Origin of the sequence: Pseudomonas sp. NFPP04, assembly GCF_900113815.1 — a bacterium.
GTDB lineage: Bacteria > Pseudomonadota > Gammaproteobacteria > Pseudomonadales > Pseudomonadaceae > Aquipseudomonas > Aquipseudomonas extremorientalis.
The window spans coordinates 256,270-268,689 of sequence record NZ_FOQS01000006.1 but is presented as its reverse complement, the minus strand read 5'-3'; the positions used below and the strand labels follow the sequence as shown (position 1 = coordinate 268,689).

Here is a 12,420-nt window from a genome sequence, read left to right as displayed (position 1 = left end):
GATAGCTTGATAGGGAATGGATTCAAGGCCTTGAGGGTGAATAACCCGTTCTCTAAGGTGGGTTTCACACAGCACCAGAAACCACCCGCTTGGGGAGAACAATAACAATGCCTGAACACACCGCTCCTATCGGCCGCCGCGACTACAGCCTCACCGGCCCCGAAGCCGCCCGCGCCGCTGAAAAAGGCCTGGTCTCGGCCAGTTGGTACCAATCGCCGATCTCGCGTAAACGCATGAAAGAACTGATGCAACGCCGTGACGGCCCGGCACTGCTCGACACCGCGATCTGGGTGATCGCACTGTTTGCCAGCGGTTTTGGCGGCTACTGGTTCTGGGGCACCTGGGCCTGCGTGCCGTTCTTCCTGGTCTATGGCGTGCTGTATGGCACTGCTTCCAACCCGCGCTGGCACGAAACCGGCCACGGCACCGCCTTCAAGACCCGCTGGATGAACGATGTGCTGTATCAGGTCGCCAGCTTCATGTGCATCTTCGAACCCCACGTGTGGCGCTGGAGCCATGCCCGGCACCATACCGACACCATCGTGGTCGGCCGTGACCCGGAGATCGTCGAACCGCGTCCGCCGAGCTTCTGGATGATGTGCCTGAGCCTGTTCAACCTGCCCCTGGCCTGGAAAACCTTCAGCGGCGTGGCGCGCCATGCCATGGGCAAGATGAGTGCCCAGGAAGCGGACTTCATCCCCGAATCCGAATGGCCCAAGGTGTTCCGTGCCGCGCGTATCTGGGTCGGCATTTATGCCGTGGTGATCGGCACCGCGTTGTACCTGCATAGCTGGTTGCCGCTGATGCTGGTGGGCCTGCCGAGTATTTATGGCGCGTGGCTCGGCTATCTGTTTGGCCTCACGCAGCATGTCGGCCTGGCCGAAGATGTACTCGACCACCGCAGCAACTGCCGCACCATTTACATGAACCGCGTGCTGCGCTTTATCTACATGGACATGAACTACCACCTCGAACACCACATGTACCCGATGGTGCCGTACCACGCCCTCGCGCAACTGCACGACGAAATCCGCAGCGACTGCCCGCCGCCGTACGCCAACCTGTTCGAGGCATTCAAGGAGATCCTGCCGACCATCTGGAAGCAGCGCAGCGATCCCACCTATTTCGTCCAGCGCCCGATTCACCCGAATACGCCTCCGGCTGCCCATGCGCCGGTGCATGCAGAAACCGCTGCCGGTTGAACCCCACCCAAGAACAAGAGAAAAACGCCATGAACGATCAATGGATCGACGTCTGCGCCGTGGGCGAAATAGACGAAGAAGACGTGCTGCGCTTCGACCATGGGCCGCACACCTATGCGGTGTATCGCTCGGCCGAGAATGAATTCTTCGCCACCGCCGGGCTGTGCACCCACGAGAAAATCCACCTGGCCGATGGCCTGGTGATGGACCACGTGATCGAGTGCCCCAAGCACAACGGGCGCTTCGATTACCGCACCGGCAAGGCCCTCGGCGCGCCGGTGTGCGTCAACCTCAAGACCTACCCGGTGCGGGTCGAAGCGGGGCGGGTGTTGCTCGCTGTCACGGCCTGATCATGCACGATCCCTTGATCATCGTCGGCGCCGGTCATGCCGGCGGCCGTGCGGCGCTGACCTTGCGTGAAGAAGGCTACACCGGGCGGCTGATCCTGATTGGCGATGAGCCGCACTTGCCCTACGAGCGGCCGCCGCTGTCCAAAGGCGTGTTGCAGGGCACGGCGGACCTGGCCGGCTGCAGCCTGTGCGACAGCGCGCGACTGGCCGAGCTGGGTATCGAGCACATCGCCGCTAACCCAGTGACGCAGTTGCAGCCGCAACAGCATCGTCTGCAACTGGCCGATGGCCAATGGCTGCGGTACGCCGGCCTGCTGCTGGCCATCGGTGGGCGGGCGCGCCGGTTGCCTCAGGAGCAGGCCAACGTGCTCTACCTGCGTACCCACGATGAAGCGCTGGCCCTGCGCGATGCGCTGAAGCCCGGCACGCGGTTGGTGGTGGTCGGTGGCGGCTTTATTGGCCTGGAAGTGGCGGCCACGGCACGTGGCCTTGGCTGTGAGGTCACCCTGCTCGAAGCCGGGCCGCGATTGGCGGGCCGGGTGTTGCCGGCCGTTATCTCTGAGGCGCTGTTGGCCCTGCATCGCCAGCACGGGGTCGACGTTCGCCTGAATGTGGCCTTGGAATCGATCCAGGCCGACGCCGTGCTGCTGGTGGACGGGCAACGCTTGCCCTGCGACCTGGTGGTGGTCGGCATCGGCATGCAACCCAATATCGAATTGGCCGCCGCAGCGGGGTTGGACGTGGGCCAGGGCATACGCGTGGATACGCACCTGCGTACCAGTGCGCCGGATATTTTTGCCGCCGGTGACGTGTGTGAGTTTCGCCTGGATGGCCTCTATCAGCGCCAGGAAACCTGGCGCAACGCCGAGGTCCAGGGCCGGCATGCGGCATTGAACCTGCTGGGCCGCGATGTGCCGTTCGAGGCGCTTCCCGGGTTCTGGTCCGACCAGTACGACTGGGGCTTGCAGACCGTCGGCGTGCTCACGCCCTCGACGGTCAGCCGCCCATTGCCGGGCGGCGGCATATTGCTGTTCCATCTCGATGCCGATCACCAGTTGCAAGGCGCGTGCGGATGGGCGCCAGGCAACAGCATGGCCAAGGACATCAAGCTCTGCGAACGCCTGATCAGCGCGCGACGCTCACTCGATCCCGCCAGCCTGGCCAACCCCGAGCTGTCCCTCAAACACCTGCTGCGAGGCTGATATGCGCCAATTCCTGGTGTTCCAATCCCTGTGGGCCATGCAGACCGAACCCGGCCCACTCGAGGCTCAACTCGAGCGCATCAAGGCCGCCGGGTTCGACGGCATTACCGATCATTACTTCAAGCCCGCCGATGTCGCCCGCCTGCACGCCGCCGCCACGGCGCAGGGCTTGCAGATCGAAGGCCAGTTGTTCCCGCAGTCGGTGGATGACCTGGCCGCCGCGCTGGAGGTGATCAGTGGCTATGGCTGCCACCACCTCACCCTGCAAGCCGACGTGCGCCCACGCACGCAAAGCGAAGCGGCGCGATTGGTCGAAGGCTGGCAGCGCTTGGCCGAACAGGTGGAGTTTCCGGTGCTGCTGGAAACCCACCGTTATCGCCTCACCAATGATCTGCTGTTCACCCTTGACCTGCTGGCACAGATGCCCGACTTGAAGCTGCTGGCCGACCTGTCCCACTACGTGGTCGGGCGCGAACTGCCGGAGCCGGGCGCCGCCGAGGACGATGCGCAGATACGCAGCATCCTGCGCCACAGCTGGGGTTTCCACGGTCGGGTAGCCAGCAGCGAGCAGGTGCAAGTCTCGTTGGCGTTTCCCCAGCACCAAGCCTGGGTCCGGCGCTTTACCGAGTGGTGGCGCTACGGGATCGAAGACTGGCTGGCGCGCCCGCAGACGCCGCAGAGCCTGTCCTTTACCTGCGAACTCGGCCCGCCGCCTTATGCGATCACCGGCGCGGACGGGTGCGAAATCAGCGATCGCTGGTCCGAAGCGCTGAAGATGCAGGCGCTGATTCGTGAGGTGTGGCGCAGTTGTCAGAAATGATCTGCTAATCTGCGCGGGTTCAATCTCGCCCTTTAGCCTGGACTTTCACCATGACCCCATCCTCCGTTCAGCCGCCCCTGGAACCCCAGTCCGTGTGCCACCCGATCACCAGCAGCGCGATTTTCATGGTCGCCACCGTCGCCCCCGGCAGCGAGGACACGGTACGCGCCTGGTGCGCCGATATCGCCGGGCTGGTGCGCTCGGTGGGCAAGCGCGTGCCGGCCGGCAACCTGACCTGCGTCTGCGGGTTTGGCTCGGACGCCTGGGACCGCCTGTTCGGCGCGCCACGCCCGGCGGCGCTGCACCCGTTCCGCGAGTTCGGCGTGGAGGGGCGCATGGCAGTGTCGACACCGGGGGATATCCTGCTGCATATCCGCGCCGAACAGATGGACCTGTGCTTCGAACTGGCCACCCATCTCATGGCGGCCCTGGGCGACAGCGTGAAGGTGGTGGATGAGGTCCAGGGTTTCCGCTATTTCGACATGCGCAGCATCATCGGCTTTGTCGACGGTACCGAGAACCCGGTAGGGCGCAAGGCCGAGGGCTTCACCATCGTCGGCGACGAAGACAGCGAATTCCGTGGCGGCAGCTACGTGCTGGTGCAGAAGTACCTGCACAACATGACGGCGTGGAATGGCTTGACGGTGGAGGCCCAGGAGAAAGTGATCGGGCGCACCAAGTTGTCGGATATCGAGTTGGACGAAGAAGCCAAGCCGAGCAACTCCCACAGCGCCTTGACCGTCATCACCGACGAGCACGGTGAAGAAGTGAAGATCCTGCGCGATAACATGCCCTTTGGCCGGCCAGGTGCCGGGGAGTTCGGCACCTACTTCATCGGCTATGCCCGCTCGCCGCAGCCCCTGGAATTGATGCTGGAAAACATGTTCGTCGGCCGTCCGGTGGGCAATTATGACCGCCTGCTGGATTTCAGCACGGCAGTCACCGGCGGCCTGTTTTTCGTGCCGTCGGCCGACCTGCTGGAAGAACTGGCCGACCGAACCGACAGTCTGTAAGGCAACACGGTACAAAGGTGGGAGAGGGCTTGCCCCCTCCCACATTGGATTAATGCTGGTTTGAGATTAATGTCAGATCAGCTCAGCCACCCAGTGCTGACCGCCACAATCAGGAACACCCCCAACAGCGCGCGGTAGATCACGAACGGCCAGGTGGAGAACCGCTCCAGGAACTTCATCAGGCCCCAGATCGCAAAGAACGCCGAGACGCTCGCCACCACCAGACCGAACAGCAGATGCGGCCAGGCATGGGCCGGCATGTCGGCGTGCAGCAACACCCACAACTCCTTCAGCCCGGCGAGGGCGATGGCCGGCAGGCCCAGCAGGAAGGAGAAGCGTGCAGCTTCCTCACGCTTGAAATTGAGAAACAACGCAGCGGTCAGCGTAGAGCCGGAGCGCGATACCCCCGGAATCAACGCGCCAATTTGCGCGATCCCGACGATCAACGCATCGCGCAGGCGCATTTCGCTCACCTCACGGGTGTGGCGTGCGCGTACTTCCGCCACAGCCAGCAGCACTGCCATCACCACGCAGGAAATACCGATCACCATCAGCCCACGCAGCGGCGAGTTGCAGGCATTCAAGGTCGACGACAACGCCAGGCCGGCAATCCCGATGGGAAGGGTCGCCAGCACAATCGCCACCGCCAACTTGAACCAACGGTCGTTGTAGTCACCCCGACGCACCGCGCCGATGCTGCCGGTGGTGACCTGGCGCACATCGCGCCAGAAGTAACTGACCACCGCTGCCAGCGCCGCCAGTTGCATGGCCGCAGAAAACGCCGAGCCGGGGTCTTGCCAGCCGAGCAGGGCGGGCACCACGCGCATGTGGGCGGTGGACGACACCGGCAGCAGTTCGGTAATGCCCTGGATCACGCCAAGGATGAAGATCTGTAGGTAATCGAGGGAGGCAAAACCCACATCCAGGCCGGCGGTACACATGTTGGTCAAAATAGGTGTCCTTGAAGAGCAGGGGCAAATTTCACGAAGTTTATTCGAAATGTTTCAAGGTTTTGGGCGAGGCAACACCTATTTGCAATCGGTTCAGCAAGTAGAAAGGTTGGCCTCTCCTCGCGTTTTGTGAACAATGGCGCCCTGCGTTTTTTCACCGAGAGCCCCATGCCCGAAGTCACCGTCGAATTGATCCAGACCGGCCCCGAAGCCGCCGAGCTGATCCGTAATCTCTACCAGTACTACGCCTATGAGTCGTCCGACTGGGAACAGGAAGATGTGGAGGCGGACGGCCGTTTCTACATCCATGACGAACACCTGGCCCGCTACTGGCAAGACCCGCAATGGAGCGCCAACCTGCTGCTGGTGGATGGCTACATTGCCGGCTTCCTGCTGATCGAAGGCAGCGAATTGCCAGGCATCGATGCCCTGGAGCTGGCCGATCTGTTCATCCTCAAGCGCTACCGCCGCAAAGGCATCGGCCGTGCCATCGCCAGCCAGGTGCTGTGCAGCGGCCAGGCCAATTGGCTGGTGCGGTTCTATGACCAGGACGAAGTGTCCCAGGCGTTCTGGCGCACGGTGCTGGATAACCTGCCGCGCCCGGTACAGACGATAGAGCTGGAGGATGACCCGCAGTTGGTCAGTTACCTGGTTACGCGGGCGGCCCTGCATTAAAGGCCTGTTGCATCACCGCCGGCGGCTGCCCGAACGCCCTCAGGAACGCCTGGCGCATGCGCTCGCGATCGCCAAAGCCGGTTTCGCGGGCCACCACCTCCACCGGGTGACGGCTGGTTTCCATCAGTGCCCGGGCGGCTTCCACGCGCAGGGCTTCGATGGCTTTGGCCGGTGTCTGCCCGGTTTCCTCACGGAACACCCGGCTGAACTGGCGCGGGCTCAGCCGGGCGACATCGGCCAAGGTCTCCACCGTGAGGTCGTGGGTCAGGTTCTCACGGGCGTAGGCCATGGCCAGTTGCACGCGGTCTGACTTGGGGTCCAGCTCCAACAGCGCCGACAGCTGCGATTGTTCACTGCCGCGACGCTGGGCAATCACCAGTTTGCGCGCAATGCGCCGGGCGAGGTCGCTGCCCAGGTCGTTCTCCACCATGGCCAATGCCAGGTCCACCCCGGCGCTCATGCCGGCACCGGTCCACACTTGGCCGTCCACCACGAACAACTTGTCTTCTTCCAGCTGGATGTGCGGGTAGCGCTTGCGAAAGGCCGGCGCGTGAATCCAGTGGGTGGTGGTGCGCTTGCCTTCCAGCAGGCCGGCTTCGGCCAGCACGAAGATGCCCATGCACAATGACGCGACGCGCCGCGACTGGGCAGAGGCGGCCTTGACCTGTTCCAGCAGGTTGGCTTCCGGCAGGCGAAACTCCATGTAGCCGCCGACGATCAAGGTGTCATAGCCCTCGGCCCGAATGGGCGTGGTGTTCACCGAAAAGCCCTGGGATGTCATCACCGCGCCGCCGGTCTCCGAGACCAGGTGAAACGCATAGGCCGGCTCGCCGCGCAACAGGTTCGCGCACTCGAACACCGAGCCCACGCTGAGGCTCAGGCATTCGAAATTCGGGTAGACCAGCAGCGCAACGCTGTGCATCGTGTTTCTCCAGGGGGTAGGGGAGACGCGATTGTCGGTGGCTGGGCGAGAAACGGCAACTGCCGTCGAGCGATGTCCGAAAACCTTGCGGATATGACGTTGTGAGACGACGCCCGGGCTCCTAAGCTTCAACCCACAGTCATCCCGAGGCACTCGACAATGAAAGTATTGATGGTATTGACCTCTCACGATCAGTTGGGCAACACCGGCCGCAAGACCGGCTTCTGGCTCGAAGAATTTGCCGCACCTTATTACGCGTTCAAGGACGCCGGCGCCGAGGTGGTGCTGGCATCCCCGGCCGGCGGCCAGCCGCCGTTGGATCCGGTGAGCGATCAGCCGGACTTCCAGACCGAACAGACCCGCCGCTTCGCCGCCGACCCGGCCGCGCAACAGGCCCTGGCGACCACGCTGAAGCTGGATTCGGTCAACGCCGATGCCTTCGACACCGTGTTCTACCCAGGCGGCCACGGCCCGCTGTGGGACCTGGCGGAATCGCCGGTTTCCATCGCGTTGATCGAGTCCTTCGAGCGTGCCGGCAAGCCGATCGGCTTTGTCTGCCATGCACCGGGTGCCTTGCGTCATGTCAAGGCGGTCAACGGCGAGCCGTTGGTCAAGGGCCGGCGTGTCACCGGTTTCTCCAACTCGGAAGAAGCCGCCGTTGAATTGACCGATGTAGTGCCGTTCCTGGTGGAAGACGAGTTCAAGAAGCTGGGTGGCCTGTATGAGAAAGGCGCTGACTGGCAGTCCTTTGTCATTACCGATGGCTTGCTCGTCACCGGGCAAAATCCCGGCAGTTCCAGCGATGTCGCCAAGGCCCTGCTGAAACTCACCGCCTGACTCAATAAACCGCTTGATGCATTGGCGACTTGAATAAGTCGCCAATGCTTTCGCGCGCTCGTAATCTGGAAGAATGAGATGACCGTTTTAAGTACCCCGGTGAAACTGGGTCACCACACACTGAACAACCGTATTGTGCTGCCACCGTTGACGCGCCAGCGCAGCGCCCAGCCGGGCGATATCGCCACTGACTTGATGGCCGAGTATTACCGCCAGCGCGCCAGTGCCGGCTTCATGGTCAGTGAGGGCACGCAGATTGAACCGCGTGGCCAGGGTTACGCGTGGACGCCGGGCATTTATACGCCGGCGCAGATCGACGGCTGGCGCAAGGTCACCGAGGCGGTGCATGCCGAAGGCGGGGTGATCTTCGCCCAGTTGTGGCATGTCGGTCGGGTGTCCCACAGCGCGTTGCAGCCTGAGGGTGCCGCACCGGTCGCACCTTCTGCTATCCAGGCAATTCAGGCCAAGGCCTTTATCGAAACGGCGCCGGGCGAGGGGCAATTGATGCAACCGCCTGTACCGCGTGCGTTGACCACGCAGGAGGTCAAGGACCTGGTCGGGCACTACGCCCAGGCAGCGCGCAATGCACTGGATGCGGGGTTTGATGGGGTGGAAATCCATTCAGCCAATGGCTACCTGGTCAACCAGTTCATCTCGGCCCACGCCAACCAGCGTGACGACGAGTACGGTGGCTCGCTGCACAACCGCCTGCGCTTCCTGCGCGAGATCGTCGAAGCAGTGATCGCCGTGGTCGGGCCCGAGCGCCTGGGCGTGCGCTTCTCACCATTGTTCAGCGGCACCGACCAGGACCGGGTGTACATCGGCCTGGTGGAAGACGACCCGCACCACACCTACATTGAAGCGATCAAGGTATTGGAAGCGTCGGGCATCGCCTATGTGTCCATTGCCGAAGCCGACTGGGATAACGCCCCGGTATTGCCCGAATCATTTCGCCGAGCGGTACGCGACACCTTCAGCGGGCGGATCATCTATGCCGGTCGCTACACCGCTGAACGCGGTGCAGCACTGGTTGAAGCGGGGCTGGCGGATCTGATCGCATTCGGGCGGCCGTTTATCGCCAATCCGGACTTGCCGCAGCGGATTTTCAACGACTGGCCGTTGAACCCGCTGCGGGCGGAAGGGATGTATGGGGGAGGCGAAGCGGGTTATGTCGACTACCCGGTGTTCGCCGGGTAATCAAACCACCCGCAACACAATCTTGCCAATGTGATCGCCACCTTCCATCCGCGCATGCGCCTGATCGGCCTGGGTGTAATCGAACACCTGGTCGATCATCGGCAGGCAGCGCCCGGCTGCCAGCACCGGCCATACGTGCTCGCGCAGTTGGTCGGCGATGGCGGCTTTCTCGTCCTTGGTACGGGCGCGCAGCAAGGAGCCGGTGACGACGGCGCGTTTGCCGAGGATGGTCAGCAGGTCCACGTCATTGGCCTTGGCGCCGCCGAGGAAGCCCAGCATCACCAGGCGCCCGTCCATGGCCAGGGCCTTGAGGTTGTTGTTGAGGTAGGAGCCGCCCATGATGTCGAGGATCACATCGACACCTTGAGCCCCGATCACCTCGGCAAAATCCTGCTCGCGATAATTGATGGCTTCAGCGCCCAAGGCACGGATGGCCGCACATTTCTCTTCGCTGCCAGCGGTGGCGAACGCCTGGATACCGAATTCGCGGCACAGCATCAGGGCGGTGGTGCCGATCCCGCTGGTACCGCCGTGGATCAGCACGCGCTGGCCCTTGTGCGCGCCGCCGATGCCGAACAGGTTGGCCCACACGGTGAAAAAGGTTTCCGGGATGGCGGCGGCTTGAATCCACTCCATGCCTTCGGGAACCGGCAACGCCTGGCTGGCGGGCACCGTGCAGTATTGGGCGTAGCCGCCGCCATTGGTCAGGGCACAGACCCTGTCGCCAATCGCGTATTCGCTGACCCCTTCGCCCAGCGCGACCACTTCGCCGGCCACTTCCAGGCCGGGGATCGGGCTGAAGCCGGGTTTCATCGGGTACTTGCCGGCACGTTGCAAGGCGTCGGGGCGGTTGACCCCGGCGGCGTGCACGCGGATCAGGATTTCGCCGGAGGCCGGGGAGGGCACCGGTTCCTGGCGCGGCTTGAGCACCTCGGGGCCGCCGGGCGTGGTGATTTCAATCAGGGTCATGTCGGTAGGCAGGGTCATTTGGCAAATCCTGTAAGGGGGAGCGTATGGGTTGGGACCGTGTCGAGCGGTCGACGGTTCAGCACAATCATGCCCAGTTCCAGGGCCAGGGCGACCACGATGGCGCCAGCGGCAATCACGAACAACAGCGCATGCTGGCCACCGCTGCTGTTGAACAGTGCCGAGTAGGCAAACCCGGACAGTGCCTGGAAGGTAGCAAAGGAGACGGTGGCGCGGCTCCACGCTACCTGCTGCTGATGATGGTTGGGCAGCAATTCATGCACCCGCGCCAAGGCCAATGGCACGATGCCTGGCGGGAACGAACCGAGGATCACCGCCAGTACGGCAAGGGCAGTGAACGAACTGGCCAGCGGCAACAGGCCGACGGCAACCGCCTGCACCACCAGCACCACACGGATACTCAGGCGTGCACCGAGTTTATCGGCGAGGAACCCGTAGCTTACCGGCCCCACAATCGCGCCCAGGCCGTACGTCACCCAGACCATCGCGCCGATGTGCGCACCATCACCCAGGCCACGGGCCACGTAATCCACCAGGAACACCATCGCCGGCACCAGGCCTGCGGCCATGAAGGCGTACTGGGCGAACAGCAGGTACACGCCGGACGGCATCCGCGCTGAAGTGGCCATTGGTGCTGCTGCTTCATGCAGCGTAACGCCGGGCCAGGCGAACCAGCTGGCCGCCGTCAACAGCAACGCCAGCAGGCCCAGGCCCAGCCACGTCTGCTGCAAGCCCAGGCTCAACAGCGGCGGCACCAGTGTGCCGGAGCCGGCAATGCCCAGGCCGATGCCGAGGAAGATCGCGCCACTGGCCAGGCCCCGGCGTGCGGCCGGTACGTGGGGCAATACGGTCGCGGCCACCAGCACCATGATTGCGCCGCCGGCAATCCCCGAGAGCAGGCGCCAGGCGAAGAACCACACCACCGACAACGGGAAGGCACAGGCGAAGAAGGCCAGGGTCACCGCTACCATCATGATGCGCAGGGCGGTCGTATTGGAGGTGCGCTGGGCGATGGGCCGGCCGATCAGCGCACCGATCAGGTAACCCACCAGGTTGGCGGCGCCGAGGTAGACCACGTCATTGGCGGAAAACCACTGGGCCTGGATCAGGCTGGGGATCAGCGGTGTGTAGGCAAAGCGTGCCAGGCCGATACTGACCAGGCTGGCACACAGGCCGGCAAAGATCGGCAGCCAGACCGCGCTGCGGGATGGTGCGTGGGAGTCGAGCATGATGGCTGTCCTGAAGTTTTTTCTGCGGCGGTCAGCATATCGGGCTTTTTAGATGCAATAATGCAGCGAATTAGCGTCATGATGATGCATATCTGCATCAATGGGAGGCCGCATGAATTGGGACGATGCACGGGTATTCCTGGCGGTGTGCCGCGAATCCACGTTGCGCGGCGCCGCACGGGTACTGGGCGTGGACCAGGCCACCGTAGGGCGCCGCGTCAACGCCTTGGAAAAGTCCTTGAACGCAACCTTGTTCCTGCGCACCTCCGAAGGCTACGCGCTCACGGCGGTCGGCGAAGCGGCGTTGCTTTCGGTGGAGAAAATGGAGCGCTCGGCCCTCGACCTGGAGCGCCAGATCCAGGGCCTGGATGACCGCCTGACCGGCACTGTGCGGGTCAGTACCACCGACTCCCTGGCCATCGACTTCCTGATCCCGGCCATCGCCTGCCTGCACGACAAACACCCCGACGTGCGCGTGCAACTGGACGCCTCCACGCAGATCCTCAGCCTGGCCAAGCGCGAAGCCGATATCGCCGTGCGCAACCAGCGCCCGGATAACCCCGACCTGATCGCCCGGCGTATTGCGCGCTGGCCGCTGGGGTTGTTTGCGTCCCAGGGTTACCTCGAGCGTCACGGCGTACCTGAGCCGGGCAGCCTGTTCGAAGGCCATGACCTGGTGGTCTACCAACCTCACCTGCAAAGCCAGAAGGACATGACCCTGGTCTCCGAGCCCCTCGGCCGCGGGCGCATCGTTGCTGCCTTGAGTTCCAGCCTGCTGGTGCGCCGCTCCATCGCTGCCGGCATCGGCATCGGCGAAATCCCGGTGTGCACCGGTGAGCGCGACGGGCTGGTGCGCCTGTGGCCGGAGCGCACCCGACCCCTGCCATATGACGTGTGGCTGGTGACCCACGCCGATCTGCGCCACACCGCACGGGTGCGGGCGGTGATCGATGAGATCGTGGCGGCGTTTGCCGGCACCGGGGAGTGAGGTCAGCACAGGCTTGCAAGCGCGGCGGTGGCTCGGTCGACACAATCG

The 12,420-nt window shown here is 63.7% G+C and carries 13 protein-coding genes; 9 read left to right on the top strand and 4 right to left on the bottom strand.

Annotation, left to right across the window (positions count from 1 at the left end; translation table 11 throughout):
• Window positions 1–107 precede the first annotated feature (107 nt).
• The 5 genes from BM017_RS15640 to BM017_RS15620 are packed head-to-tail and all read left to right on the top strand — an operon-like array spanning window position 108 to window position 4,587.
• Window positions 108–1,202 (top strand): fatty acid desaturase family protein, encoded by a 1,095-nt coding sequence (locus BM017_RS15640; protein ID WP_092245966.1) that lies wholly within the window; start codon window positions 108–110, stop codon window positions 1,200–1,202.
• A gap of 29 nt (window positions 1,203–1,231) precedes the next feature.
• The gene (locus BM017_RS15635; protein ID WP_058426960.1) at window positions 1,232–1,552 is read left to right on the top strand and encodes a MocE family 2Fe-2S type ferredoxin; all 321 of its coding nucleotides are present in this window, start codon (window positions 1,232–1,234) and stop codon (window positions 1,550–1,552) included.
• Window positions 1,553–1,554: 2 nt separating this feature from the next.
• Window positions 1,555–2,754 (top strand): NAD(P)/FAD-dependent oxidoreductase, encoded by a 1,200-nt coding sequence (locus BM017_RS15630; protein ID WP_092245963.1) that lies wholly within the window; start codon window positions 1,555–1,557, stop codon window positions 2,752–2,754.
• A 1-nt stretch (window position 2,755) separates the two neighbouring features.
• Window positions 2,756–3,574, top strand: a complete 819-nt coding sequence (locus tag BM017_RS15625; RefSeq protein ID WP_071489134.1) for a sugar phosphate isomerase/epimerase family protein — start codon at window positions 2,756–2,758, stop codon at window positions 3,572–3,574.
• 50 nt (window positions 3,575–3,624) lie between these two features.
• Window positions 3,625–4,587 (top strand): Dyp-type peroxidase, encoded by a 963-nt coding sequence (locus BM017_RS15620; protein WP_092245961.1) that lies wholly within the window; start codon window positions 3,625–3,627, stop codon window positions 4,585–4,587.
• 77 nt (window positions 4,588–4,664) lie between these two features.
• Here the strand turns inward: BM017_RS15620 and BM017_RS15615 are convergent, their stop codons facing one another.
• Window positions 4,665–5,537, bottom strand: a complete 873-nt coding sequence (locus BM017_RS15615; protein WP_092245958.1) for an undecaprenyl-diphosphate phosphatase — start codon at window positions 5,535–5,537, stop codon at window positions 4,665–4,667.
• 168 nt (window positions 5,538–5,705) lie between these two features.
• On the opposite strand from BM017_RS15615, the gene BM017_RS15610 reads away from it, so the two are divergent.
• Window positions 5,706–6,212: a GNAT family N-acetyltransferase gene (locus tag BM017_RS15610; RefSeq protein WP_092246184.1), complete on the top strand. Its 507-nt coding sequence runs from the start codon at window positions 5,706–5,708 to the stop codon at window positions 6,210–6,212.
• Here BM017_RS15610 and BM017_RS15605 read toward each other — a convergent pair.
• Window positions 6,190–7,134 (bottom strand): GlxA family transcriptional regulator, encoded by a 945-nt coding sequence (locus BM017_RS15605; protein WP_092245955.1) that lies wholly within the window; start codon window positions 7,132–7,134, stop codon window positions 6,190–6,192. The two genes, BM017_RS15610 and BM017_RS15605, sit on opposite strands and share 23 nt — an antisense overlap.
• Before the next feature lie 159 nt (window positions 7,135–7,293).
• On the opposite strand from BM017_RS15605, the gene BM017_RS15600 reads away from it, so the two are divergent.
• Entirely contained in the window at window positions 7,294–7,971 is a 678-nt protein-coding gene (locus BM017_RS15600) for a type 1 glutamine amidotransferase domain-containing protein (RefSeq protein WP_092245952.1), read from the top strand.
• Between the two features lie 78 nt (window positions 7,972–8,049).
• Window positions 8,050–9,168, top strand: coding sequence for an alkene reductase (locus BM017_RS15595; protein WP_092245948.1), 1,119 nt, complete (start codon window positions 8,050–8,052; stop codon window positions 9,166–9,168).
• Here the strand turns inward: BM017_RS15595 and BM017_RS15590 are convergent, their stop codons facing one another.
• Together BM017_RS15590 and BM017_RS15585 are read right to left on the bottom strand one after the other, a co-directional pair.
• The gene (locus BM017_RS15590; RefSeq protein WP_092245945.1) at window positions 9,169–10,155 is read right to left on the bottom strand and encodes an NAD(P)H-quinone oxidoreductase; all 987 of its coding nucleotides are present in this window, start codon (window positions 10,153–10,155) and stop codon (window positions 9,169–9,171) included. It lies immediately after the preceding gene.
• Window positions 10,152–11,384 (bottom strand): YbfB/YjiJ family MFS transporter, encoded by a 1,233-nt coding sequence (locus tag BM017_RS15585; RefSeq protein WP_092245942.1) that lies wholly within the window; start codon window positions 11,382–11,384, stop codon window positions 10,152–10,154. The genes BM017_RS15590 and BM017_RS15585 overlap by 4 nt, the downstream gene beginning before the upstream one ends.
• Before the next feature lie 112 nt (window positions 11,385–11,496).
• Here BM017_RS15585 and BM017_RS15580 point away from each other — a divergent pair, with 112 nt between their 5' ends.
• Window positions 11,497–12,372, top strand: coding sequence for a LysR family transcriptional regulator (locus tag BM017_RS15580; RefSeq protein WP_071488262.1), 876 nt, complete (start codon window positions 11,497–11,499; stop codon window positions 12,370–12,372).
• Window positions 12,373–12,420 lie beyond the last annotated feature (48 nt).